Raw genomic sequence first — 25,698 nt, 5'->3', positions numbered from 1 at the left:
CAGCCATTCCCATCGGGGTGCCCTTCTCCCGTGCTGGTTTGTCTGCTGGAGCGGCTCCAGCGGCTGGGAGGCCTGCGCGGTGTGTTCGCAGTGACCGGGATGGGGCAGCTCTCGCTGACGACCGCGCCCCACCACGGGGTGCAAGAGGCGCACGACTCCGTGGCGGTCTTCGCGCAGGGCGTTGCCTACTTCGAGGCAGGCTCCCGGCGGAGCACCTCTGGGAGATGGTGCCGGGAGGAAGAGCTACTGGACCTCGTCGAATGCCACCTGCTGCGCCTCCTACGTCATGAATAGGGGGCTCAGGGGGACTGCTCAGGCGGCTTCCGTCTTGCTGGGAGTCGCCGCCGCGCCCGTCACGGTGTCGAGGGCAATCTGGTCCTCGAACGTCTCCGCCCGGCGCAGTAGCAGTTCCTTCCCGTCGTCCAACGCGATGATGGCGGGCTGGGGATAGGAGAAGGACGTGGCGAACGGCACGAAGTAGGCGCCCGCGTCCATGATGGCCAGCGTGTCGCCCTCGGTCAGCTCTGGCAGCCGCTTCGCGTGGTACAGCGTGTCGCCCGGCGTGCAGATGGGCCCCACCACCGTGTACACGCGCGACGCGGGCGCATCCGGCCGGTCCACATGGAAGAGCTGGTGGTACTCGTTGCGCACGCACTCGGCATGGTTCACGCCCGCATCGAGCACCGCCCAGGTCCGGTCGTCACCCTGCTTGAGCGTGTGCACGCGGCCCAGGAGCAACTGTGTGTCGCCCGTCATGGCGCGCCCCGGCTCCAGGAAGATGCGCGGACGCTTGCGGCCCCGCCGCGCGTAGTGTGACTCCACCAGCTCCACCGCGAGCGCCACATAGCGGGAGATGCCGAGCGCCCCGTCCGGGTCCGGCGCGGGCACGTCGCGGAAGAAGGTGAGGTTGAGCCGCCAGTCGCGCTCGGCGATGTGCTCCACCGACGGCGTGCAGAGGCTGCCGCCCAAATCCAGCACCTCCAGATCCAACCCCAGCTCCTGGTGCAGCGTGTCCGTGAAGGCGAGCACCGCCTCCACGAAGCCGGTGAACTCGCCCTCCGTCCGGATGGTGGCGCCCCGGTGCGCGTGGAGCCCCACGACGTCCAGGTGTGACGACGCACGCGCCTGCGCATACGCTCGCAGCGCCGCGCCCCCGGCGACGGGCGTGCCGAACTGCGCCGCCCAGCCACTGTCCGTGCTCACCCGCAGCGCCACGCGCGGGCGCTTGCCCAGCTCGGCCGCGATGCGCGCGAACGTGCCCAGCTCCTCCGCGTGATTGGCGGCCAGCAACTGGATGCCCCGGGAGATGGCCTCTCGCACCGAGGCCTCCGACTTCACCGGGCCGTTGTAGACGATGCGCTCGGGCGCCACGCCCAGCTTCAGCGCGAGCCACAGCTCGTAGGCGGAGATGATTTCAGCGCCCACGCCCATGCCGTGCAGCACCGACAGCACACCCGGAATCGGGTTCGTCTTGTACGAGTAGAACACCTCGCAGCCGCCCGCCCGTCCCTGAGGCACCGCCAGGAAGCGCTCCACGTTGCGCCGCAGCGCCGCCAGGTGCACCACGTGCAGCGGCGAGCCCCAGCGCTCCACCAGCGCCTTGAGCGGCACACCCTCCAGGCACAGGCCCTGGCCGGGGAGGTGCTCCAGCCCCCAGTACGACGCGGGAATCTCCGTGCGCTTGGGCGCCATGGCCCGCTGGAGCACCGGCCGCAGCGTCTGCTTCATCTGCCGCTTGGCCGTTCCGACGAGGCGATTCTTCAAGCTCATGAGACCCGGCCCTGCTTCGGCAACCGCAGCGGCAGCCGCTTGGCGACGTCGAAGGGCAGCGCACGCATCAACAACTGCAGCGCGCGGTACTCCAACACGCCGTTCGTCTTGCGGTACTTGCCGTGAATCATCTCGTTGGACTGCATCACCAGCGTGCCGTCCTTGCCCAGGTTGTGCATCAACGAGGGCCGGCCCGTGCGGTAGTGCAGGATGGGCCGGTTGACGTAGACGTGGCCGAAGGCGCGGATGCCGCGCAGGTAGAAGTCCACGTCCTCGTAGACGGGGATGGACGCGTCGAAGCCGCCCAGCGCGGAGAAGTGCTCGCGGCGCACCATGCAGGCCGAGTTCACGTACAGCGTTCCGCGAAAGAGGATGTGCGCCACCGTCCACGCGCTGTTGGGCGTCGTGGAGCCCACCTTGGCGGCCCACTCGAAGTACTCGCTCTTGTCCTTGAGCCAGTCCGCGTCGTCGCCGAAGGGCACCACCCAGCCCACCGCCACGCCCGCGTCGGGACGCGCGTCCAGCGCGCTCACCATGGCGTGCAGCGCGCCGTCCGCCAGCATGTCGTCGTCATCCAGGAAGTGCAGGTAGCGCCCGCGCGCCAGCGTCACGCCGTGGTTGCGCACCACCGCCGGACGGCCCTTGGAGGGCGGGTCGTTCACCACGTAGCGCACGCGCTCATCGCCCAGCCCCTCCACCGACGCCCGAGCGGTGCCCTCGGGCGTGTCATCCAACACGATGACCTCGACCTGGACTCCCTCCTGGCGAAGCACCGAACGGATGGCCTCCACCACTTCCTTCTCTCGTCGGTGGGTGGGCATCACCACCGAGACATCGATTGCGGACATGTCAGACTTATACGCGCTGGCGCCGGGGGCCGGGAAGACGCCTTGGTGTTCCAGCCCGCGCGCGGCTTGCGCGGCTGCCTGCCCGCCGCGCAAGGTGTGCGGGGCCTCGCGCGTTCTCAAACTGGATGAGGTTGAGAAGCGGCGTCCAGGATGGACGCCCACTCGTCAGGGGGTGACGCGGTCTTCAGTAGCTCGCCACCGCGAACTCGAAGTCGTCCGTCTCCCACCCGGGGTCTTCACCGACCTGCCGGGAAAGCCTCGCTGGCAGGACAGGCCTGTCCGGGTTGGCGGCGCGCGCGCTCAAGGTCCGAGTCCCCAGCCGCTGGTCGTCCCACGCTCCCCCCACGAAGGCGGAGTGAGGCACGAGGTCCTCGGTCTCCAGCTCGGCGTGGGCGAGCCGGTCCATCCAGGGCTGCAGGCAGTCTCGGGCCATGTGCTTCCGCCTTCACGTGGGAGTCACCCGAGAATGTTTGCAGTCGCCATGCCATGCCCTCCCGTCGGGGATGCGTCCGGGGCGCGACATGACAGACTGTCGGGGCGTGGCTCCCTGGCCGCGGGGCATCCTGACACCCGCGTCCGACTTGACGCCGGGCGGGCCGCCGGAGAGGAACTTGGACGGACATGGCCCTCCTGCTGGCACACGAAGTCGAAGCCCCTCGCGCGTGCAGCTACCTGCCCGAGCAGCAGGCGTCGTTGGAGAACCTGGTGATGCAGGACGTGTCACCGGAGGAGTACGAGCACCTGCTGGTGCGCGGCTGGCGTCGGTTCGGCCCGCTGTACTTCCGGCCCGCCTGCGCCACCTGTGGCGAATGTGTCTCGCTGCGCCTGCCGGTGGAGGGCTTTCGTCCCAATCGCAGCCAGCGACGCGCCCGTGCGGCGTGCGCGCACCTGCGAGTGGAGGTGGACGTGCCGCGTGTGGACGACGAGCGGCTGGCGCTCTACCGGGCGTGGCACGCGGAGCGCGAGTCCACGCGGGAGTGGGAGCCCTCGCCGCTCACCTTGCGCGAGTACTCGCTCCAGTTCTCGTTCCCCCATCCCTCCGCGCGCGAGGTCGCCTTCTACGACGATGGCGCGGAGGGCGGCCCGAAGCTGGTGGCGCTGGGCATCTGCGACGAGACGCCGCGCGCGTGGAGCGCGGTGTATTTCTTCTACGACCCGGCCTGCGCGGCCCTGTCGCTCGGCACCGCGAACGTGGTGTTCCAGGTGGAGCTGGCGCGCGCTCGCGGCATCCCCCACGTGTACCTGGGCTACCGCGTCCAGGCGTGCGCGTCGCTGCGCTACAAGGGCGGCTTCCGGCCGCATGAGTTGCTCGTGGGGCGGCCCGCGCTGGACTCGGCCCCCACGTGGGAGATTCCGGCGGTGGCGCCCGAGCCGACCTCCGAGCCGGACGGCACCCCGTAGCGCTCGCGTCAGCCCGCGTTCAAGAGGGCCCGGTCGAAGTGCTCGCGCAGCCGGCGGGCGTATTCCTCGGGTGCGACGCGCGAGTACTCGCCATGGCCCGCGCCCTCGACGACCCACAGGGACTTGGGCTCACAGGCCGCGCGGAAGAGGCTGGCCTGGAGCTTGGCGGGGGCGTCCGGGTCCACGTCGCCGTTGACGAGCAGGAGCGGCCGGCCCTGGAGCTGGCACATGCCGTCGATGGGGCGCACCGCGTCCACGTCCACGCCCGCGTGCCGCAGCGTCCACAGCACCGGCTCCGCGCTGAAGGCGCCCCACCGGCCATAGCCCGAGTACACGTCCGCCTCCAGGGCGGGATACGCGCCCGCCGCGACGACCGCCTTCACGCGGACGTCCGTCTCCGCCACCAGCAGCGCGGTGGTGCCACCCATGGAGAACCCGAAGAGGCCCAGCCGCGCCGGGTCCACGTCCTGGCGCTTGGAGACGAAGTCCAGCGCGGCCGTCACGTCGCGCCGCTCGCCGTCGCCCCACGTCACGCGGTCTCCGCCGCTCTCGCCATGCGCGCGCAGGTCGAACAGCAGCACGCCATAACCCGCTCGGGCGAGCGCGCGAGCCTCGAAGAGCAACTGCGCGCGGTTGTCCGCGAAGCCATGCACCAGCACCACCGCCGCCTGGTTTCGCGACGGCACGTACCAGCCGCGCAGCGTCAGCCCGTCAACGCTGGAGAAGCTCACGTCCTCAAGGCCAGAGAGCTCCAGTGAGGCGACGGGCCGCTCCACCGGCACATGGGGCGGATGCAGCAGGCCCTGCCCGATGCGGTGGCCGCGCACCGCGAGGAATCCGCCGGCGGCGAACACGCAGAGCAGGGACGCCACGAAGACGAGGACGCGCGAGCGGAGTGGGTTTTTCACGAGAGGAGTGGAAGGCGTGGACGCGCGCGAGCCTAGCCGAGTGGCCCGGCTGTGTGCGTCAGTCCGGTGGCTCGCGTCCCGTGAGGGCGAGCGGCCCGTTCGTCTTGTTGGCGGGTATGCCTCCTTGGGTTACGGTGCACCCGCCTTCTGGGGAGTGGGGGCTGGATGCTGCAACCGGTGCCACGAGACGCCTCGAAAGACCCCCGCCGGAAGCGCGTGCTCTTCACGCTCGTGTTCATGGGCGCTGGCGGTATCGAGCGCTCGGTCTGCAACATCCTGGCGGGCCTGGACTCCGAGCGCTTCGCCACCCGGCTGTTCTTCCACCACCGCCCTCCGCCGGACCGCGAGGACCGACTGCCCCGGAACACCGAGGTCGTCTGGGCCACCGACTCCTACGACTACCATCGGCAGAGCCTGCCGGTGTACCTCTGGCACCTGCTGCGCCATGCGCGCGAGGCCGACGTCATCGTCGCGGGCCAGGAGGGCCGTGCCGCGCTGCTGGCCTGCCTGGCGGGCAGGCTGCTCAACAAGCCCGTGGTCGGGATGATCCACTTCGACTGGGGCGCCTTCCATCGCGAGCAGCCGCGCCGACAGCTCTGGGGCCTGCGCCTGCTGTATCCGCGCATGAACCGCATCGTCGCCTGCGGCCATGACACCGCCCGGTCCTTCCAGTCGCTGGTGCCCGTGCCCGAGGAGCGACTCCAGGTCATCCCCAACTTCGTGGATGGCGACGTCGTGCGCGCCGCCGGGGAAGGGCCGCTGCCCGACTGGGCCCCGGCCGTCTTCGACAAGCCCGTGGTCATCGCCGTGGGCCGGCTGGAGCCCCAGAAGGGCTTCGACGTGCTCATCCGCGCCCATGCGCTCGCGCGAAAGCGGGGCGTGGACCAGCACCTGCTCATCCTCGGGGTGGGCTCGCTGGAGGCCGACCTGAAGGCCCTGGCCCGCTCGCTGGGCGTGGAGTCCACCGTCTTCATGCCGGGGTTCGCCGCCAATCCGCACGCGTTGATGCGAAAGGCCGCGGTGTTCGCCCTGTCCTCGCGCTTCGAGGGCCTGCCCATGGTGCTGCTGGAGGCGCTCGCCCTGGGGTGCCCCGTGGTCAGCACGGACTGTCCCTCCGGGCCGGCGGAGGTCCTGGAGCATGGCCGCCACGGGGTCCTGGTGCCCCTGGAGGACCCCCAGGCGCTGTCGGAGGCGCTGGGACGCGTCGTCACCGACGAGGTGCACCGCAAGGATTTGTCCCGCCGGGCCCGGGCCCGCGCGGAGGAGCTGTCGGCGACGCGGGCCCTGGGGGCCTGGGAAGCGCTGCTGGCGTCCCTCTGAGGCCCCCTGGGGGCTTTTCCGTCCGGAGGCCCCGCCGCCCTGCGTTGGAAGGGGGCGCCCGGCCCGGGTGTTCTCCTCCGAGGCCCGCTGGGAACGGCGAGGGTGCAAGGAATCGCTTGCCGGCCCCGGGCGGCTTCACGAGGATTCGCCCCCATCATGACGACGACGAACGAAACGCAGGGCCTGAACTTCCTCCAGGAAATCATCGAGGAAGACCGGCGCGCGGGAAAGCACGGTGGTCGCGTGCTCACCCGCTTCCCGCCCGAGCCCAATGGCTACCTCCACATCGGCCACGCCAAGGCCATCTGCCTGAACTTCGGGCTGGCGAAGCAATACGGTGGCCTGTGCAACCTGCGCTTCGACGACACCAACCCCGTCACCGAGGACACCGACTATGTCGAGTCCATCCAGCGGGACGTGAAGTGGCTGGGCTTCGACTGGGACGACCGGAAGTTCTTCGCCTCCGACTACTTCCCCAAGCTCTACGACTTCGCCGTGCAGCTCATCAAGCAGGGCAAGGCGTACGTGTGCAGCCTGTCGGCGGACGAGATTCGCGAGTACCGCGGCGACTTCACCACGCCGGGCCGGGACAGCCCGTACCGCACCCGCTCCGTGGAGGAGAACCTGGACCTCTTCGAGCGCATGCGCGGCGGAGAGTTCCCGGACGGCAAGCACACGCTGCGCGCCAAGATCGACATGACGTCCCCCAACCCCGTGTTGAGGGACCCGCCCATCTACCGCATCCGCCACGCGCACCATCACCGCACCGGCGAGGCGTGGCCCATCTACCCGCTCTACGACTTCGCGCACTGCCTGTCGGATGCGATTGAGGGCATCACCCACTCCGTCTGCACGCTGGAGTTCGAGAACCGGCGCGTGCTGTACGACTGGATTGTGGACAGCCTCATCCAGGGGGACCGGCCGCATCAGTACGAGTTCAACCGGCTGAACCTCAACTACACGGTGATGAGCAAGCGCAAGCTGCTCAAGCTCGTCATGGAGAAGTACGTCTCCGGCTGGGACGACCCCCGGATGATGACCATCAGCGGCCTGCGCCGCCGGGGCTTCACGCCGGCCTCCATCCGCGACTTCGCCACGCGCGCGGGCGTCAGCAAGACGCAGCAGCTCATCGACATGGGCGTGCTGGAGCTGTGCATCCGCGAGGACCTGAACGAGACGGCCCCTCGCGCCATGGCGGTGCTGCGCCCGCTGAAGGTGGTGGTGGAGAACTACCCGGAAGGCCAGGAGGAGCTCCTGGAGGTGCAGAACCACCCGCAGAAGCCGGAGATGGGCACGCGCAAGGTGCCGTTCATGCGCGAGCTGTTCATCGAGGCGGAGGACTTCATGGAGGTCCCCGCCAAGGGCTTCTTCCGCCTGGCGCCGGGCAAGGAGGTGCGCCTGCGCTCGGCGTACTTCATCACCTGCAAGGAGGTCATCAAGGACGCGGCCGGCAACATCACGGAGCTGCGCTGCACCTATGACCCGGCCACTCGCGGCGGTGACTCGCCGGATGGCCGCAAGGTGAAGGGCACGCTGCACTGGGTGCCGGGCAACGCGCCCACCGCCGAGGTGCGGCTGTACGACAGGCTCTTCTCCGTGGAGAGCCCGGACTCGGATGACGCGAAGGACTTCACCACCTTCCTCAATCCGGCGAGCCTGGAGGTCCTCAGGAACGCGCGCGTGGAGCCGGGCCTTGCCCAGGCGACGCCGGAGTCCCGCTTCCAGTTCGAGCGGCTGGGGTACTTCTTCGCGGACCCGAAGGACTCGCAGCCGGGCAAGCCCGTCTTCAACCGCACCGTCACCCTGAAGGACTCGTGGGTGAAGGAGCAGGGCAAGGGGAAGTAGTCCCCTCGCCGCTCAGGGTGTCGCCCCGTCCTTCGCGGGCGGCACCCTGCACGCGGCGTGGCCCAGGATGACGTCCCCGTCGACGGTGCTCGTGGGCGTGGGCGTCCAGCCCGCCGCGAGCCGGGCGTCGAGGAGTTCGTCTGCGCTGGGTCGACGGTCCCACACGGAGACCGCGTTGATTCCGCCGAGTCAGGTGGTGTCGAAGACGAGGTAGCCGCCGTCCTTCCAGGGCAGCACCACGTCGTGGGTGAACTCGTCCTGCACCACCACTTCCGTCACGTCGCGCGGCGGCGTGCTGGCGAAGCCCCAGCGCACCACGTCCTGGAGCAGGGTGAGGGGCGCGAGCTCTCGCTCCAGCGCTGCTCGTTGCTCCAGGGGCAGGGCGGCCCGGTCTGTCAGCGGCACCATGCCTGGCAGCCTGTCAGGGGTGACCAGGACTCGCAAGCCGGAGTCTCGCCCCCGCGGCCGGGCGAGGGCCCGGTGGCCCGTTGACTCCGGGCGTCCGCGTCCCGACTTCTTGGCTGGGGGCATTTCCGTCCCCGGCTTCTCGGGAGGCGCCTCCACCATGGTCTGCTGCACGCTGCCGCGCTGGTGGCCCGTTCCCACACAGGCGGAGGTGGAGGCCATCATCCAGATGGAGGACCCCGTCCTGCGCAACCTCCACATCACCCAGACGTACCACGTGCTCGAAGTGGCCCTCACCGACGTGTTCGGCGAGGAGGACCTGAGCTGGTGTGGCTTCTCGACGTGGGCCTCGAAGACGGCGGGGGCCTTCATCCGCAAGGACGTGCTGCCAGGGGTGATGGCGCAGTTGCTGGAGCGGGCGGACGCGGTGACGCGCGGCTTCTCGGAGCTGCAGGACCGGCTCCTGGGCGCGTGGGGCGCGTCCGTGGGCATCCAGTACGTGCTGGCGCGCACGGTGGAGGACGTGCTCGACGAGGTGGCCCGTCACACCGCGCGCGGCAACCTGGTGGTCTTCCAGGAGCTGGGGCCGCTGTACACGGACCTCCTGGCGAACTTCACTGGCATGGACTCGCCCGAGCCGTCGCGAGTGGAGGCGGTGGTGTCGCGGCTGGCTCCCGGGCCTGTGGGTGAAGGCGGGCAGGACCTGCTCATCCGCGCGGTGCGGCACTACCACGAGGCGTGTTTCACCGAGGACCCGAAGGCCCACGCGGAGCTGATGTTCCTGGCCAACGCGCTGGTGGGCTACCACGAGCAGGCGCGGCTGCAGGGGCCCGTGGTCGCCGCGCTCAACGCGCCGGTGAAGGAGCTGTTCCTGGAGCACCTGGTCGCCTTCGTCCGGGCGGACCCGAATCCCCGGGCGCGCAGCCTGTCCGAGTGGGGCCTGCGGGAAGGCTTCGCGCCGCTGGCCCAGCGCCTGGAGCGGCTGTGGCGCGAGCTGGCGACGCGGATGCTGATGAAGATGGAGCTGCCGGACGTGACGCTGCGGCTGGGGGAGGACCTGCCCGCGCTGACGGCGGAGCGGGACTTCCCACCGGCCCTGGAGCGGCTGTCGCATCCGGAGCTGGTGGCGTTGATGGCGGCACTGGACAGGTCACCGGACGACACGGCGGGCAGCGCGGCGCGGGACTGGGGGAGCCTGTCGGACCGGATGAACCTCATCGTGGACCTGTTCCGCACGCGGCAGCAGGACCGGCTCCTGTATGACCAGCCCTTCACGTTCCTCCAGGTGGATGCGTTCCAGCAGGGCCGGGTGCCGCACGGACGGCTGTGAAGCGCGCCCACCCCGTGGGAGTGGGCGCGCGCGGGGCCTTACAGGTGGGTCATCACCAGGCTGGCGCCGTCATAGGCGGAGGCGGCATGGACAAGGACATGCCAGGCGCCAGCGGCGGGCGAGGGGAAGATGCACTGCTCGTTGTTTCCCAGCCGGAAGGGGCGGCACTGATAGAGGGTCGTCGTGGGTTGGTCGCCGAAGCGGACATACAGGTCCGCGTCCCCGGTTCCCCCCGACAGGGTGAACTTCAAGTCCCGGGCTCCAGTGGGAACCATCCCCCTACCGAGCCAGGACTTCCCCACGGGCGCCCGGAGAGGAATGGGAACGTCCTTCGCCACGTCGATAATCACGGGCGCTCTGACGTTCACTGCCTCCCAGGCGGCGGTGACCGACGCCACGTTGCCCGCGTCATAGCCAAGCTGAATCGCGGCCTGCTCCGTCGTAATCCTCGCGGCCAGGAAACCGGAGGAGGGAGTCAGCATGTCCATGTTCGCCTTGTAGAAGATGCGCGCGGCCTTCTCGATGCCAATGCCTTCCACGAAGGGCCAGTCCGGATGGCTCGGGTGACGGCCCCCCTGGGAGAGCAGATAGAAGGCCATATTGGAGATGCCGGAGCTGTAGTGGACATCGACGACGGAGGTGTAGTTGCTGTAGTCGTCCAGCGAGACCCCATCCAGCCTGGGGTTGCTCATGTAGCGAAGCGCGTCTCCCGAGTGGGTGGGAGTCCAGAAGTCCTCGCCCAGGAGGAACGTGCCCGCGTTGATGGTGCGGTTCTCCGCGTGCCATTCACATACGGCGCCGAAGATGTCGGACATGGATTCATTCATGCCACCCGACTCGCCGGAGTAGATGAGGCCCGATTCGTGCTCCGTCACCCCGTGCGTCAGCTCGTGGGCCGTCACGTCCACGGCCAGGGCCAGGTTGTGGGCATTCACCCCATCGCCATCACCGAAGACCAACTGCGTCCCGGTCCAGAAGGCATTCACATAGTTCACCCGGTGGTGGACGGTGGCGATGAGCGGCGCTCCCGCGTTGTCGAAAGAGTCGCGACCGAAGAGTTCCCAGTAGCAGGCATAGACAGCGCCGAGGTTGTCATGGGTCACATTGACGATGGGGTCCAGGGAGGGCGGAGTCTCCGCGCGAGCCATCGTGCCGGGCAATGTGCTCGTGTTCCGACCGTCATACACCCTGCGAGACCGCAAGGAGTGCAGGTTCGAGTACCTCAGGAGCACCTCGCCCGAGCGTGCATTGACGAGCACGGTGTCGTTCACCGGGCCCCCGTCCTCCGCCGCTCCCGTGACGCGCAGCCGGTAGGCCAGCAGGAGCCGAGCCCCGTCGCGCCAGTAGACGAGCGCCGGTGCGCCCGCGATGACGGCGTCGCGAGGGGAGGCGCCATGGGTGCGAGCCACCTCTCCCGCCATGGCAGGCGAGCGCGTGGCGCCGAGGGGGGCGGGCAGGTCCGTGCGCGCCTCCCCGTTGGCGGCGAAGACCTGGCCATCTCGAGCGTGGAGTCGCAGCTCCGCGCCCATGACCTCCACGCCATTCACCCGCACGCCGAAGCGGAAGTGCGCATCCCCGTCGAAGCCGACGTAGGCCTTCTTCAGGAAGAGCTGCTCGGGCTTCACCCTGAACAGCGGCGCCACGCGCGCGATGACAGGGGCGAGCGCCTCCGCCTGGATGCCTCGCACCGCGTCGGGACTGGAGGGCACCTGCCCAAACGCCCCGTTGACGAACGTGGGGACGGAGTCCGCGTCGACGGCGATGACCTGGATTCCCTCCGCGAGTGGAAGAGTGGCCCGACTCTCGGCCACCCCGCCGGGGCGGTCCTCGGGCGTGTATGTGTCGGCGCACGCGCCCAACGACAATCCCAGCACGACGACTCCCAGGACCCTGCCTCCTCGATTCCAGCCCATGTGCATTCCCCCGGCGAATGATGAAGTCGCCATGGTGAAGCCAGGACTCGCACGATGACAAGTCGACCAGGACCTCGGCTGCCCACCCGCCCGTGGAGACACGCCCCACGGACGGGGAGCCGTCCTTCAACCTCTCGCGTCAGCGATAGGTGACGACGACCGATGTGTTGGCGTAGCCGCCCTTCGCGCCGTAGAGCCACACGTAGTATTTGCCGCCCTCGACATACTTGAGGTCGCAGCGCTCCGTGTTGCCTTCCTTCATGCCGCGGCAATCGTACTCGCTGTGGGTAGGCATGGCGCCGCGACGGACATAGAGGTCCGCGTTGCCCGTTCCGCCCTCGACGCGCACGGTGACGTTGCGATAGCCGCCCTCCGGGGCCTCCGGAATCTGGGCGAAGAAGCCTTGTGTGGAGTTCGTGGCGCCGGACAGGCCGCCCACCACCACGTTGGGCTCGAGCGCGAGGTAGCCGCCCTGGTATGTCATCACCAGCGACGCATTGGCGTAGGCGGTGAAGCCGTTGACCATCACGTACCACTTGCCGAACGCGGGAGTCGCGAAGGAGCACGCCTCGTTGTTGCCGGTGATATACGGCCGGCAGTCATAGGAGGAGGTCGTCGGGGCGTTGCCGAAGCGGACATAGAGGTCCGCGTCGCCCGTTCCACCCGACAGGGCGAAGCGCAGGTTCGTCGCGCCTTCGGGCACCTCACCCCAGGCATACTCCTTGACGCCACGGGCGGCGGAGAAGACCACGGGGACGTTGGGAACCAGGGGGGGAGGGAGCGGGGGCAGGATGATGACGCCCACCTGAACGGCCTTCCACGCGGCGGTGACGGAGGCGATGGTCGCCGCGTCGTAGCCCAACTGGGCGGCGGCCTGTTCCGTGGCGACCTTCGCCGTCTCGAAGCGGGAGGACGGAGTCAGGAGGTCCACGTTCGCCTTGTAGAAGATGCGGGCGGCCTTCTCGATGCCGATGCCTTCCACGAAGGGCCAGTCCGGATGGCTCGGGTGATGGCCCCCCTGGGAGAGCAGATAGAACGCCAGGTTGGCGATGCCCGAGCTGTAGTGGACGTCGACACCCGAGCTGTAGTCGGCGTAGTCATCCAGCGACTCCCCATCCAGCTTGGGGTTGAACAGGTAGCGAAGCGCGTCCCCGGGGGTCTCCGGCGTCCAGACGTCCTCGCCAATCATGAACGTCCCCTCGTCGATGACCTTGCCCTCCGAGTGCCACTCGCACACGGCGCCGAAGATGTCGGAGATGGCCTCGTTCAGGCCGCCGGACTCGCCGGAGTAGATGAGGTCCGACTCATGCTCCGTCACCGCGTGAGTCAGCTCATGGGCCGTGATGTCGACGGCATAGGGCAGGATGGAGGCGGTGGTCCCGTCGCCGTCGCCGAACACCATCTGCACGCCATCCCAGTACGCGTTCACATAGTTCACCCGGTGGTGAACGGTGGTGATGAGCGCGGCGCCCGCGTTGTCGTAGGAGTCGCGGTTGAACAGCTCCTTGTAGCAACGCCAGACGGCGCCCGTGTTGTCATAGGCCGCGTTGACGACGGGGTCGAGGACCGGCGGTTGTCCCTCCATGCGGCTCGGGGTGCCGGGAAGGCCGGGTCCGTTTTTGCCGTCGTAGACCCGGCGGTTCAGCGCGCCGTGGAGGTTGGTGATTCGCTCGAACACGTCGCCCGAGCGTGCGTTGACGAGCACCGTGTCATCCAAGCGCTCACCCCCGCGTGTCTCGCCCGTCATGCGCAGCCGGTAGGCGAGCAGGAGCTGTCCGTCATCTCGCCAGTAGACGAGCTCGGGCTTGCCCACGAGGGTGGCGTCGGGCGGCGAGGCGCGGTCCTTCCGGGCCTCCTCCACCGCGAGCTCCATGGAGACGCTGGCGCCCTCGGGGGCGGGCAGGTCCGTGCGTGCGTCACCGTTCGCGGCGAAGACCTGGCCATCGCGAGCGTGCAGCCTCAGCTCCGCGCCCATGACCTCCACGTCGTTGACTCGCACCCCGTAGCGGAAGTGCGCATCCCCGTCGAAGCCGACGTAGGCCTTCTTCAGGAAGAGCTGCTCGGGCTTCACCTTGAACAGCGGCGCCACCCGCGCGAGGACCGGCGCCAGCGTCGCCGGCTGGAGCCCCCGGAGGGCGTCGGCGCTCGTCGGCGCGGCGCCGAATGGCCCGTTGACGAAGGTGGGAACCCGGTCCTGGTCCACGGCGATGACCTGGTGCGCGCCGGTGAGCGCCTCCGAGGACTTCTTGCTCACCGCGTCCTTGCCTTCCTTCGGCGTGGTGGCCTCGGTGCAGGCTCCCAATGTCAGGCATAGCAGCGTGGCACCTATGACTCCGCGACCTCTCTTCAAGAGCATGCGCTTCCCCCAGCCGGATGATGAGGTCGTCATGTTGACGCCAAAGGCAGCTCAGTGACAAGGCGCACCCCGACTTCATCGCGATTCACGCAACAGGCAGGTCTGGACCTACCCCGCGAGAGCTCCCCATCGATGTCAGTCTTTGTTGGCGGAGTGGGAGGCGATGGCGCGACGCGTGTGACAGTTCACGTCACTCCATGCCAGGACTTGAGGACCACCCGCCAGGTCTCATGGGGTGGCCGGAAATGCGACGGCCCACCCGCCGAGGCTTCACGCCTCCGGACCGGGTGGGCCGTCTTGCATCAGGTCGGTTCAGCTCAGCGGTAGGTGACGACGACGGACGCGTTGGCGTAGCCGCCCTTCGCGCCGTAGAGCAACACGTAGTACTTGCCACCCTCGACGTACTTGAGGTCGCAGCGCTCCGCGTTGGTTTCCTTCATGCTTCGGCAGTCGTAGTCGCTGTGGGTGGGGATGGCGCCGCGACGGACGTAGAGGTCGGCGTTGCCCGTACCGCCCTCGACGCGCACGGTGACGTTGCGATAGCCGCCCTCGGGGGCCTCGGGAATCTGGACGAAGAAGCCGTGGGTGTCGTTGGTTGCGCCGGACAGGCCACCCACCACCACGTTGGGCTCGAGCGGGAAGAAGCCGCCCTGGTACGTCATCACCAGCGACGCATTGGCGTAGTCAGTGAAACCGTTGACCATGAAGTAATACTTGCCGGGCGTCGGATTGGCGAAGATGCACGCCTCGTTGTTGGTGGAGAGGTAGGGGCGGCAGTCGTAGGAGCCCGTCGTCGGGTAGTTGCCGACGCGGACATAGAGGTCCGCGTCGCCCGTTCCACCCGACTGGGAGAAGCGCAGGTTCGTCGCGCCCTCGGGCACCTCACCCCAGCCATACTCCTTGGTGGTGCGGGCTCCGGAGAGGACCACGGGGACGTTGCGCACCAGCTGGCGCGGATTCGGGGGCTCGAAGATGACGCCCACCTGCACGGCCTTCCACGCCGCGTTGACGGAGGCGATGGTCGCCGCGTCGTAGCCCAGCTGCGCGGCGGCCTGCTCCGTCCCGGCCTTCGCCGCGTCGAAGTTGGTGCCGGGGAGGAAGAAGTCCAGGTTCGCCTTGTAGAAGATGCGGGCGGCCTTCTCGATACCGATGCCCGCCACCGCCGGGCGCGTGGGGAAGCGCGGATGCGTGCCACCCTGCGCGAGGAGATAGAACGCCAGGTTGGCGATGCCCGAGCTGTAGTGGACATCGACGCCGGAGGTGTAGTCGCCGTAGTCGTCCAGCGAGTCCCCATCCTGCGTGGGGTTGTTCATGTAGCGAAGGGCATCCCCCTCGACGTCGGGCGTCCAGACGTCCTCGCCCACGAGGTACGTTCCGGCATTGATGGTCCGCGCCTCCGCGTGCCATTCACACACAGCGCCGAAGATGTCGGACATGGCCTCGTTCAGGCCGCCGGACTCGCCGGAGTAGATGAGGTCCGAGTCGAACTCCGTCACGGCGTGCGTCAGCTCGTGGGCCGTCACGTCCAGGCTGAGGGCCAGGTTGAGGGAGGTGGTGCCGTCGCCGTCCCCGAACACCATCTGCGTCCCATTCCAGAACGCATTCACATAATTCACGCGGTGGTGAACGGTGGCGATGAGCGTGGCGCCTGCCCTGTCGTAGGAGTCGCGGCCGAACAGGTCGTTGTAGCAATTGTAGACGGCGCCCAGGTTGTCGTAGGCGGCGTTGACGATGGGGTCCGCGACGGGCGGGTCTCCTTCGTTGCGGCCCACGGTGCCGGGAAGGGTCGTGGTGTTGCCACCGTCATAGACCCGGCGGACCAGCGCCGAGTGGATGTTGGTGTAGCGCTCGAACAGGTCTCCCGAGCGAGCGTTGACGAGCACGGTGTCGTCCACCGGGGTGCCGTCCTTCTGCTCGCCCGTCATGCGCATGCGGTACGCCAGGAGGTACTGGCCGCTGTCGAGCCAGTAGACCAGCTCCGGCTTGCCCTCGATGGCGGCCTTCGGCGGGGAGGCGCGGTCCTTCTGGGCCGTCTCCACCGCCAGCTCCGCGGAGACATTGGCGCCCACGGGCGCGCGCAGGTCGGTCCGCGCGTTTCCGTTGGCGGCGAACACCTGGCCGTTGCGAGCGTGCAGCCGCAGCTCCGCGCCCATGATCTCCACGCCGTTGAGGCGCACGCCATAGCGGAAGTGCGCGTCCCCGTCGAAGCCGACATAGGCCCGCTTCAGGAAGAGCTGGTCGGGCTTCACCTTGAACAGGGGGGCGACGCGCGCGATGACGGGCGCCAGCGTCTCCGCCTGGACACCCCGGACGGCGGCGACACTGGTCGGCGCCGCGCCAAACAGACCACTGACGAAGGTGGGGGTGGAGTCCTTGTCGACGGCGAGGACCTGGTGCTCACCCGAGAGCGCCGCCGAGGCCTTCTCGGTCACCGCATCCTTCGCATCCTTGGATGTGTTGGCCTCCGTGCAAGCCCCCAATGTCAGGCTCAGCAGCGTGGCGCCTACAACTCCGCGACCTCTCTTCACGAGCATGCGATTCCCCCAAACGAATGATGAGGTCGTCATGGTGAAGCCAAAGGCATCTCAAGAACAAGTCGACAGCAGCAACTTCATTGCATTTCCCGCAATAAACGCGAAGTGTGACATTTTCTGTCACAGTCTTCCAGGTGTTGAGAGTCTGGGTGATGCCCGTCGGTGAGGGTCTATCGACGCGGGTTCGTAGGGACCCCTGTGTTAATGTGCGAGGTATGACGACGGTTGGCAACAGCCTTCTTGCCCTGGCGGGCACCTGGCGGTGAGTTCCGTCCGGGAGATTCGCGCCGATTTCGACCGGGCGTCCATGGTGGTCTACCAGGCCTATCCGGACGCCATCGCGGACGTGGCGGTGAGACAGCAGAAGTTCGGCCCGCCGTTCTCAGTGGGTCGGATGACGTGGATCAAACCCAGCTTCCTGTGGCTGATGCACCGCTCGAATTGGGGCCGCAAGAGCGGCCAGGAGCGCACGCTCGCGGTGCGCATCCGACGCAGTGGGTGGGAGGCGGCGCTCGGTGAAGCGGTACTCACGGGGTATGAGCCCAAGGCCCATGGCACTCCGGAGGCATGGCGACAGGCCTTCGAGCGAGCGTCCGTCCATGTCCAGTGGGACCCGGAGCGCACGGTGCGGGGGGCGGGGCTCCCTCACGACAGCATCCAGGTGGGCCTGGGGCGCGGCATCATCCAGCGCTTCGTGGAGGACTGGGTGGTTTCCATCACAGACCTGACGCCGCTGGTGCAGAAGCTGCGCAAGCACCTGGACGAGGGGCGCGCGGACCAGGCCATGCGCCTGCTGCCCAGGGAGGCCGTCTATCCGGTGCCCGTGGAGCTGGTGCGCCGGCTGGGCATGTGACGCGGGGGGCACGACGCCTGGACTGTCTGGCGTCCTGCCCTCCCGCGACATGGGCTCCGGCGCTACCGGCCGAGCGTGTCCTTCATCACGGTGAAGTAGTCGGCGGGATAGACAATCTCATAGCCATAGAAGCCATAGGATTGGGTGCTCGCGCCGACGGTCAGGTTCTGGAGTTCGTCGTAGCGACGCGTGGCGAGCGCGCCCCATGTGGCCTGGGTGTCGAACCAGGCGGGGTTGCTGATGCGGCCCGCGGCGAGCTCCTGCTTGTACAGGCGGTCCAGATAGGCCAGCGGGTAGAGGATGTGGTGGTCGCCGCCGTCGTAGCCGCGCTGCGCTTCTGAGTACACGAAGAACTTGCGGGTGCTGTCGTAGCCATACTTGACGACGTAGTTCATGCCCTGGAGCAACATGTCCACCATCTGGGCGTGACTCACGCCGGAGGGCTTGCCCGCGGCGGAGAACAACACGTCGGCCTGATGAAACCTGATGAGGTTGCCCATGAAGGCCCCCGCCATCCAGGGGTTCGTCCCAGTGGCGTTGAACCCGGCGTTGTTGTCCATCTTGGTCATCGTCCAGTAGCCCGTTCCCTGGGTGGCATCATTCACGCCCAGGACGGTGTTGGAGACGGTGTTCGTGGCCGGGTTGAAGCCCACGTGATTGCTCGGGGTCCTGAACCACTCGACGATGTAGGCGGCCAGGTGGCCCGCCACGTCCTTGTGGTACGTCGCATCTCCCGTCACTCGCACGTACTCATTCATCACATAGAGGGGCCAGCCATAGTCGCGCTCGGCCTCGCGGTACCGGTCCGCGAACTTGAACGGGCGCTTGAAGAAGTGCGGGGTGACGAACTTCCACCAGTTGGCGATCTCCGTGAGCACGTCGAGCGAGCGCTTGTCGCCCGTGAGCAGGTAGAGATTGCTCATGCCGCTGACGTGCGCATGGCCCCAGTGCAGGTTGCGGACCTGGTGGTCGATGTTTTCATGGTTGATGGCATGCACCTCGCCCGCGGGCTGCGGCGCGCCGCCCGTGGCCCAGTAGCCCGCGCGGGGCCCATGCGACACGTCGATGTCCATGAAGTGACGGGTGCTGATCTCCCCGAGCTGGAACCAGCGAGCGTCTCCGCTGCGCAGGTACTGCGTGAGGAAGTTGTTCGCGCCGACGTGGGTGTCATTGTAGAAGCTGGGCACGTAGACGCCATTGACCTCGAGCGCCCAGCCCGCGCGCAGCCGGTCGCCGTAGTCACGCCAGCCAAACATCGTGGCGTTGCCATCGGACTGCTCGATGCTCCGCTCGTAGATGTCACGCATCAGCATGTTGTCGTAGCCCTTGTTGGTGCTGAGCTGGGGCGTGGGCGTCAGGTCGCCGAAGACACCTGACGTCGAGTACCAGGCCGGGGTGGCCGTCAGCTCCAGGCGGTGGCGCTGATAGCTGTCGTTGGCCGTGTGCAGCGCGCTGGTGGTGGGCAGGCCGGTGCTCGAGGCGAGCCGAAGCTGGTACGTCTTCGCGCCACCTGGGCGGGCGAAGTACATGCTCTGCGCCCGGATATAGCGAGTGCCGGACAGCGTGGGCTGCGTGGTCTCCGCGGTGCCGCCGCGTGCGGGGAAGAGGGAGGCGGTCAGGGTGTTGCCGTTGATGCTCAGCTCGCCCGGGAACTGCTGCCAGAAGTCCCGGACCATCAAGGCCAGGTGACGGCTGCCGGAATCCAGGGCGACCCAACCGGCGGCCTTGGCGCCTGTGCCCACGCCGCTGTAGTTGAACGTGTGGCCCAGGTCGACGCCGTTGTTGAAGGTGAACTCTCCCTTCTGGAGCAGGAAGTGCTCTCCGGAGACCTTGGCGGCATAGGCGGCGCCGCTCTCACCGCCGAAGCGGTAGTCGGCCGCGCTGTCGGAGAGGTAGGTCCAGCGCAGGCCCAGCGCCTTGCCGGCGATGGCGAACGACGCGGGGTTGGTCTGGACGTTCGGCTCCAGGCGGTCGTCGATGACGGAGACCTCGATGTCGACCTTGTCGGAGCCCTGGAGGGCGTAGTAGCGGACCAGGTACTTGATGAGCTTCGCGCCGCTGCCGTTGGTGAGGGAGCCCTGGGCCTTGATGACCGCGCGCATCGGCCCGTTCTCTTCCACGGTGACGACCGCGTCGCTGGCCGCGCCAGCGGTGTACTCCAGGTTGTCGTAGGCGTTGACCATGAACAGGTCTCCGCCGTTGAGGAGCTGCTCGCCCGTTTCGAACGTGCCGTTGGTGTTGGTGTCGCGCCAGAGCTTGTTGATGACGCCCTTGTTGTTGACGGCGAACTTCACCAGGCCCGTGTCGACGGTGAGCTCGGTGGTCGGCGTGCCGCTGATGGCCACGTTACGGGGCAGGGCGGCGCGCACGACGCCAGGGCCATAGGCGACGCGGTAGGAGCGAGCTTCGCCGAGGTCGGCGACGAGGTGGACGAGGGCTACCTTGATGGATCCATCCGGCCAGCGCGAGATGGCGTCGAACTGGGCTGGAACTTCCTGGCTGCCGTCACCGGTCTCCAGCCGCAGCTCGGCGATGTTCGACAGGGCTCCCTTGGGGAGGGGGACGCCAGTGCGCACGGGCGTCTTGTCGGCGATGGGGCCGGAGGCAAGGCTCAAGGGAATGTATTGGGTGCCCGCGACAGTGACCGGGGTAAAGCTCCCCTGCACGGTGGTGTCGGCGTCGAGGGTGATGGCGCAAGTCTCCGTGCCTGTGCATCCGCCGCCGCTCCACCCACCGAAGGCGTACCCCGTGTCAGGCGTGGCGGTCAGCGTGACGGCGGTGCCCTTGGTGAACGAGGCCAGACAGGTGCCGCCGCACGAAATGGCGGCGGGGCTGGAGGTGAGGGTGCCCGCGCCCAGGCGCGTGAGCGTCAACTGGACGGTCGTGTCGTCCCCCCCAGGAGGTCCTTCGGGAGGTGTAGGTGTGTCACTGGTGCAACCGAGGAGTAACGAGGCCGTGAGGGCCAGGGCCCGCCAGTTTTCTCTGCGGATGAGAGTTGTCATTGCGTCCAACAGAGCAATCGTCAGACCAATGGCGCGACATGCGGGGCTTCCCTGCGGGGATGCATGTTGCCTCGCGCGAGGAGCCGTGCCCCTGTGGTGGACAGCACCCACTGATCTGTGGGGCCTTGCCCCCGGCAAGGCAGAGGGGCGGAGGCACGGTTTCGCAGGGCGAACGGCCAATCCCCCGGTATGCCCTCGGCAATTTCGCCATGGAGTCACGGTCGCCAACGTGCGGCGTTCGAGGTCACCGGGCGGAATCCAGCGGGTTGTCCTCGTGTCCTCCTCGATGCCCGTTCGCAGGTGCCTGTTCTCCGCGCCCAGCCAGGTGCTCCCCGCGCGTGGGGGCGATACGCTGGCGCTCATCCCAGTGAGGGGCACCGGGACTGGCATCTCAACAGGAGCAGGGGGACTGATATGGGAATCACGATGTCGCCGCAGGAATACGCCACGGCTTTTCGCCTGCTGGCCGCCACCGCGCGCCACCCCGAGAACATCGCGCGTGTCGTCGAGGAGCGGATGCTCCCAGGTCTTCCACTCCCGCGCACGCTGCTGGACGTGGGCGCCGGGTCGGGCAAGGTGGCCGAGCGGCTCGCGCCACACTTCGGCTCACTCACGCTGCTCGAACCCAATCGCGAGCAGATTTCAGGACTGAAGCTCGACAAGGCGAAGGTCCTCGTCGAGCCCCTGGAGCGCTATGCCTCCACCGAGCAGTACGAACTCGTCCTGTGCTCACACGTCCTGTACCACGTGCCCCTCGCGGACTGGGGCGCCTTCATGGACAGACTGCTTTCGTTCGTCCGTCCCGGCGGCTACTGCCTGCTCATCATGGCCGCCGCCCGTGGGCCCACCTACGAGCTGTGCCGTGACTTCGCGGAGACGCTGAACTTTGGCGAGCTGATGCTGGACACCGTGCGGGGCAAACACCTGCCCCACGAGGTGCTCCCGACGATGAGCGGCTTCGTCGCGCAGACCTTCGAGGAGATGTACACGCTCTGCCGCTTCTTCGTGCTCGAGGGCTGCTTCACCGCGGAGCAGCTCGCGGCCATGAGCCCGGACCAGGCCCGCGAACTCGACCGGAAGCTCCGCCTGCATGCCGAGCGCTGCCGGGGCGCGGACGGCGTGTACCGCCTGGAGCAGGACGAGGACCTTGTCCTCATCCCCAAGCCCTGACGCATGCGCGACGCGCGGAGGCCGCCTGGCACGGCGTCCTCCGCGCGCGCGAGCGTGCTTCAGCCCAGGAGCCGCTCCCCCATGAGGAAGCCCACCGTCATGGCCACCACCAGCAGCGCGCCCTGGAGCTTCGGCGGAGCGGGCAGGGGAATGTCGAGCAGCCGGCACCCCGCGCCAATGATGAGCGCCAGGGCGAATCCCAACAGGGCCAGCATCATGAGCGCGTCCCCTGCGTCTCGCCGGTGGGACCGCCACAGTTGACGTGATTGCGCGCGGGACGGGACGCCAGCAGCTTGTCCGTCAGGGTGTAGCCGCTCGTCATCGCGACGACGAGCAGCGCCCCCACCAGCACCGGCGGCGCGGGCGCGGGCACGCCCAACCAGCGGCAACCAAAGCCAATACCCAGGCCCAGGAGCAGGCCCACACACAGTTTCCAGTTCACGAGTTGTTCTCCAAGGGGGTGAGACGGGGGCTCGTCGGCGCGGCGCCGACGAAGTGACGAACGGACGGCGGCTGGCTGTCCTGGTGGAGCGCGCGCAGCGTGTCCTGCAGCGCCTTCTCCTCATGCGTGACGCGCTCGTGTTGACGCAGGTGCTCCATCCACGAGCCGACGACGAAGTACTCGAGGAAGCGCCCAGGCTCCGCCGTGTCCTCCATGACGTCCCACTGCACGGCACCGTCGCGGCGCCGCGTGCCGCCGAGCTGGTGGATGACCGGAAGGAACGTCGCGCGGTCCCTGGGGGCGATGCGGTACTCCACGGTGATGAGCACCGGTCCCCGGTCCTGCTCGATGGCCTCGGTCAGCTCCGGCGACGGCCAGTGCGAAGAGGGCGCGGTGTTGCGCGTCATGGCCGCGCTCAGCCGGAAGCGCAGCGAGAAGGCGCCCGCGAGCACCGCCGCCAGGGACGCCGCCGTCAGCGAGACGGGGACTCCGAAGCGCTGGGCCACGGAGCCCCACAGGAGGCCTCCTCCGGCCATGCCCGCGGAGAAGACCACGATGTAGAGCGACAGCGCCCGGGCCCGAACCCACGTGGGAACGGAGACATGGGTGGCCGTCTGGAGCGAGGACAACACGCTGATCCACGCCAGGCCGTTGAACACCATGGCCACGCCCAGCACCTGGAGCACTCGCACGTGGGCCACGACGAGCATGGTGAGCGCGTAGAGCACCGTGGCGCCGAACACCAGCCGGTCGACCCCCAGTCGCGCACGGAGCCGGGGCAGCAGCACGGCGCCCGCGACGGCGCCCGCTCCGATACACGTCAGCAGCAACCCGTACGTGCCCGCTCCCGCGCCCAGTTCCTTGCGCACGACGATGGCGAGCTGCGCGGGCAGCGCGCTGGCGAAGACGTAGAAACAGGCCGACTTGAGCAGCACGGAGCGCAAGTCACCCGACTTCGACGCGTAGCGAAGCCCCGCGCGCAGGGCGATGCCAAAGGGCTCCGAGGGCAGCGTCGAGACAGTCGCCTCCCTCCGCCAGAGGAGCAGGGCCAGCAGCACGCCCAGGTAGGAGACCGCGTCCAGCGACAAGGCCCAGCCGACGCCGAAGCACGCGACAATCAGCCCGCCCAGCGCCGGTCCCACCGAGCGCGCGATGTTCATCCCGATGGAGCTGAGCGCCACGGCGGGCGCCAGCAGGGGCCGTGGCACGAGCTCCGCGGTCGTCGCCGCCTGCGCCGGCATCGCCATGGCCGCGCCCGTCCCGAGCGCGAACGTCAGCCCCAGCAGCACCCACTCATTCATCCTGCCGGAGAGGGCGAACCAGGCGAGCGTCGTCGCCATGACCAGCATCCACACCTGCACGGCGATGAGGTAGCGCCGCCGGTCGACGATGTCCGCCAGCGTGCCCGCGACGAGGGCGAACACCACGACGGGCATCGTCGTCGCGGACTGCACCGCGGCGACCATCAACGGGGAGCCCGTCCGCTCGGACATGAACCACGCGGCGGCGACGTCATGGACCCACGTCCCGATGTGGCTGGCCAGGACCGCGAACCACATCGTCCGGAACGAGGAGTGGCGCAGCGGCGCCCACGGGCCGACCTCCGGCGCGGGCACCGCCGGGGCCGCCGCGACGTTCGCCTCAGAAGGCATAGCAGAGGCACCCGAGCGCGCCCCAGAACCCGGTGTCGTCGCTCGTGGGGACCTGGTGGCGCGAAGCGTGAGTCCTGCCATGGCCGTGCATGGCGCAGGAGTCTCCATGCGCGTGCGAGGCCCCCTGGAAGGCGGCCCGGGCCTGGGCGACGGTGCCGCCCTGGTAGCCGCCGAAGCGATTCACCGGAGACCAGTCCGGCATCGGCCGGGGCAGTTGGGGCGCGAGCGGACCGAAGTCGCCATCGCCATGCACCACCTTGCCGCCCACCACCGTGAGCACGCTGGTGATGTCCAGGATGGACGCCTCCGGCACCTGGAAGAAGTCCGACGACAACACGGTGAAGTCCGCGAAGTAGCCGGGCTTGAGCAGTCCCTTGCGCTCCTGTTCGTGGGAGAACCACGCGCTGCCGTGCGTCCACAAGCGCAGGGCCTCCTCGCGCTCCAGGACGTTGTCCTCGCCGTACATCGCCAGCCCGCCCAGCGTGCGGCCGGTGACGAGCCAATACATCGCCACCCAGGGGTTGTAGCTGGCCACGCGCGTGGCATCCGTGCCGGCACCCACGGGCACGCCCAGCTCCAGCATCTTGCGCACCGGGGGCGTGCGGCGGACGGCGTCACGGCCGTAGCGCTCCGCGAAGTACTCGCCCTGGTAGGCCATGCGGTGCTGGATGGCGATGCCACCGCTGAGCGCGCGCACGCGCTCGATGTTGCGCTCGGAGATGGTCTCCGCGTGGTCGATGAGCCAGTGCAGACCGTCCAGCGGCACGTCCCGGTTCACCTTCTCGTACACGTCCAGCACCCGGCTGATGCTCTCGTCGTAGGTGGCGTGGATACGGAACGGCCAGCGCTTCTGGGCCAGGAGGCGCACCACCGACTCCAGCTCGCCTTCCATGCCCGCGGGCAGCTCCGGCCGGGGCATGCGGAAGTCCTCGAAGTCCGCGGCGGAGAACACGAGCATCTCGCCCGCGCCGTTGTGGCGCATCATGTCGTCGCCCTGGCGGGGGGTGAGCATGCCCGTCCAGCGCTCGAAGTCCGCCACCTCCGCGCCCTTCTTCTGGGTGAAGAGGTTGTAGGCGATGCGCACCGTCAGCTCGCCGTCGGCGTGCAGCTTCTGGATGATGTCGTAGTCCTCCGGATAGTTCTGGAAGCCGCCGCCCGCGTCGATGACGGACGTGACACCCAGCCGGTTCAGCTCGCGCATGAAGTGGCGCGTGGAGTTGAGCTGGTACTCCGGGGGCAGTCGGGGCCCCATGGCGAGCGTCGCGTACAGGATGAGCGCGTTGGGGCTGGCCAGCAGCAGGCCCGTGGGATTGCCGCGCGCGTCGCGCTCGATGCGTCCGCCCGGCGGGTCCGGCGTCTCCTTGCCGTAGCCCACCGCGCGCAGGGCGGCGCGATTGAGCAGCGCCCTGTCGTACAGGTGGAGGATGAAGACGGGCGTCTCCGGCGCGGCCTCGTTGAGCTCCTCCAGCGTGGGCAGGCGCTTCTCGACGAACTGGTGCTCGCTGAAGCCTCCCACCACGCGGACCCACTGCGGCGCCGGAGTGCGAGCCACCTGCTCGCGCAAGAGCGCCATCGCGTCCGCCAGCGAGCGCACGCCGTCCCAGCGCAGCTCCAGGTTGTAGTTGAGCCCTCCGCGAATCAGGTGGATGTGGCTGTCATTGAGGCCGGGAACCAGCCGCCGCCCGCCCGCGTCGATGACCCGCGTCCCCGGTGCGGCGAGCGCCATGAGGGTGGCCTCGTCTCCCACGGCCTCCACGAGGCCTCCGGAGATGGCCAGGGCCTGGGCCTCCGGATGGTCCCGGTCAAGGGTAGTGATGCGGGCGTTGCGGACAATCAGGTCGGCCATGGGGGTGCTCGTGCGCGGAGGAGGGGGCGGACAACGACACGACGACGGACGCGGCCCGGGGGGCTGGGGGCGCGTGTCCATCGCCGGGGTGTGACGGAAAGCG

The 25,698-nt window shown here is 68.6% G+C and carries 19 protein-coding genes; 6 read left to right on the top strand and 13 right to left on the bottom strand.

From position 1 onward, the window contains the following. Positions 1–312: 312 nt before the first annotated feature. The 3 genes from HUA75_RS21860 to HUA75_RS21850 all read right to left on the bottom strand — a co-directional run bounded on the left by HUA75_RS21860 (position 313) and on the right by HUA75_RS21850 (position 3,051). A complete protein-coding gene (locus tag HUA75_RS21860) occupies positions 313–1,770 on the bottom strand; it encodes an alanine racemase (RefSeq protein WP_174487458.1) in 1,458 nt (485 codons plus the stop codon). Continuing rightward, positions 1,767–2,618 carry a glycosyltransferase family 2 protein gene (locus HUA75_RS21855; RefSeq protein ID WP_141647875.1) on the bottom strand — a complete coding sequence of 284 codons (852 nt, stop codon included), beginning with the start codon at positions 2,616–2,618 and terminating at the stop codon, positions 1,767–1,769. The genes HUA75_RS21860 and HUA75_RS21855 overlap by 4 nt, the downstream gene beginning before the upstream one ends. 184 nt (positions 2,619–2,802) lie before the next feature. Further along, a complete protein-coding gene (locus HUA75_RS21850) occupies positions 2,803–3,051 on the bottom strand; it encodes a hypothetical protein (protein WP_141647874.1) in 249 nt (82 codons plus the stop codon). A 188-nt stretch (positions 3,052–3,239) separates the two neighbouring features. Here HUA75_RS21850 and HUA75_RS21845 point away from each other — a divergent pair, with 188 nt between their 5' ends. Further along, entirely contained in the window at positions 3,240–4,019 is a 780-nt protein-coding gene (locus HUA75_RS21845) for an arginyltransferase (RefSeq protein WP_174487457.1), read from the top strand. A gap of 8 nt (positions 4,020–4,027) precedes the next feature. Here the strand turns inward: HUA75_RS21845 and HUA75_RS21840 are convergent, their stop codons facing one another. Then, positions 4,028–4,927, bottom strand: a complete 900-nt coding sequence (locus HUA75_RS21840) for an alpha/beta hydrolase (protein WP_141647872.1) — start codon at positions 4,925–4,927, stop codon at positions 4,028–4,030. Positions 4,928–5,092: 165 nt separating this feature from the next. Here HUA75_RS21840 and HUA75_RS21835 point away from each other — a divergent pair, with 165 nt between their 5' ends. Beyond that, the gene (locus HUA75_RS21835; protein ID WP_141647871.1) at positions 5,093–6,247 is read left to right on the top strand and encodes a glycosyltransferase; all 1,155 of its coding nucleotides are present in this window, start codon (positions 5,093–5,095) and stop codon (positions 6,245–6,247) included. A 156-nt stretch (positions 6,248–6,403) separates the two neighbouring features. Then, entirely contained in the window at positions 6,404–8,092 is a 1,689-nt protein-coding gene (locus HUA75_RS21830; RefSeq protein WP_174487456.1) for a glutamine--tRNA ligase/YqeY domain fusion protein, read from the top strand. Positions 8,093–8,281: 189 nt separating this feature from the next. Here HUA75_RS21830 and HUA75_RS21820 read toward each other — a convergent pair whose 3' ends face one another. After that, positions 8,282–8,500 carry a hypothetical protein gene (locus HUA75_RS21820; RefSeq protein WP_141647878.1) on the bottom strand — a complete coding sequence of 73 codons (219 nt, stop codon included), beginning with the start codon at positions 8,498–8,500 and terminating at the stop codon, positions 8,282–8,284. A 157-nt stretch (positions 8,501–8,657) separates the two neighbouring features. On the opposite strand from HUA75_RS21820, the gene HUA75_RS21815 reads away from it, so the two are divergent. After that, entirely contained in the window at positions 8,658–9,827 is a 1,170-nt protein-coding gene (locus HUA75_RS21815; protein ID WP_174461746.1) for a hypothetical protein, read from the top strand. 38 nt (positions 9,828–9,865) lie between these two features. Here HUA75_RS21815 and HUA75_RS21810 read toward each other — a convergent pair whose 3' ends face one another. The 3 genes from HUA75_RS21810 to HUA75_RS21800 form a co-directional block, all read right to left on the bottom strand. Beyond that, positions 9,866–11,740, bottom strand: coding sequence for a M4 family metallopeptidase (locus HUA75_RS21810; protein WP_174487455.1), 1,875 nt, complete (start codon positions 11,738–11,740; stop codon positions 9,866–9,868). 139 nt (positions 11,741–11,879) lie between these two features. Further along, positions 11,880–14,096 (bottom strand): M4 family metallopeptidase, encoded by a 2,217-nt coding sequence (locus HUA75_RS21805; protein WP_174487454.1) that lies wholly within the window; start codon positions 14,094–14,096, stop codon positions 11,880–11,882. A gap of 317 nt (positions 14,097–14,413) precedes the next feature. Then, positions 14,414–16,630: a M4 family metallopeptidase gene (locus HUA75_RS21800; protein WP_174487453.1), complete on the bottom strand. Its 2,217-nt coding sequence runs from the start codon at positions 16,628–16,630 to the stop codon at positions 14,414–14,416. A gap of 262 nt (positions 16,631–16,892) precedes the next feature. Here HUA75_RS21800 and HUA75_RS21795 point away from each other — a divergent pair, with 262 nt between their 5' ends. Next, positions 16,893–17,483 carry a DUF4291 domain-containing protein gene (locus HUA75_RS21795; RefSeq protein ID WP_174487452.1) on the top strand — a complete coding sequence of 197 codons (591 nt, stop codon included), beginning with the start codon at positions 16,893–16,895 and terminating at the stop codon, positions 17,481–17,483. Between the two features lie 62 nt (positions 17,484–17,545). On the opposite strand, the gene HUA75_RS21790 is transcribed toward HUA75_RS21795, so the two are convergent. Then, positions 17,546–20,356, bottom strand: a complete 2,811-nt coding sequence (locus HUA75_RS21790; protein WP_174487451.1) for a hypothetical protein — start codon at positions 20,354–20,356, stop codon at positions 17,546–17,548. 555 nt (positions 20,357–20,911) lie between these two features. Between HUA75_RS21790 and HUA75_RS21785 the strand changes: the two genes are divergently transcribed. After that, positions 20,912–21,655 (top strand): class I SAM-dependent methyltransferase, encoded by a 744-nt coding sequence (locus tag HUA75_RS21785; protein WP_254627656.1) that lies wholly within the window; start codon positions 20,912–20,914, stop codon positions 21,653–21,655. A gap of 59 nt (positions 21,656–21,714) precedes the next feature. Here HUA75_RS21785 and HUA75_RS21780 read toward each other — a convergent pair whose 3' ends face one another. From HUA75_RS21780 to HUA75_RS21765, 4 genes are read right to left on the bottom strand one after another with little or no spacing between them, the layout of a single operon-like run. Next, positions 21,715–21,873, bottom strand: a complete 159-nt coding sequence (locus HUA75_RS21780; protein WP_141648147.1) for a XapX domain-containing protein — start codon at positions 21,871–21,873, stop codon at positions 21,715–21,717. Then, positions 21,870–22,097: a DUF1427 family protein gene (locus HUA75_RS21775; protein WP_141648148.1), complete on the bottom strand. Its 228-nt coding sequence runs from the start codon at positions 22,095–22,097 to the stop codon at positions 21,870–21,872. The genes HUA75_RS21780 and HUA75_RS21775 overlap by 4 nt, the downstream gene beginning before the upstream one ends. Continuing rightward, positions 22,094–23,749: an MFS transporter gene (locus HUA75_RS21770; RefSeq protein WP_174487449.1), complete on the bottom strand. Its 1,656-nt coding sequence runs from the start codon at positions 23,747–23,749 to the stop codon at positions 22,094–22,096. The genes HUA75_RS21775 and HUA75_RS21770 overlap by 4 nt, the downstream gene beginning before the upstream one ends. Then, a complete protein-coding gene (locus tag HUA75_RS21765) occupies positions 23,739–25,595 on the bottom strand; it encodes an amidohydrolase (protein WP_174487448.1) in 1,857 nt (618 codons plus the stop codon). The genes HUA75_RS21770 and HUA75_RS21765 overlap by 11 nt, the downstream gene beginning before the upstream one ends. Positions 25,596–25,698 lie beyond the last annotated feature (103 nt).

The organism is Myxococcus sp. CA040A (assembly GCF_013336725.1).
In the GTDB taxonomy this organism is placed as follows: domain Bacteria; phylum Myxococcota; class Myxococcia; order Myxococcales; family Myxococcaceae; genus Myxococcus; species Myxococcus llanfairpwllgwyngyllgogerychwyrndrobwllllantysiliogogogochensis.
This window is presented reverse-complemented; position numbering and strand designations above follow the sequence as displayed.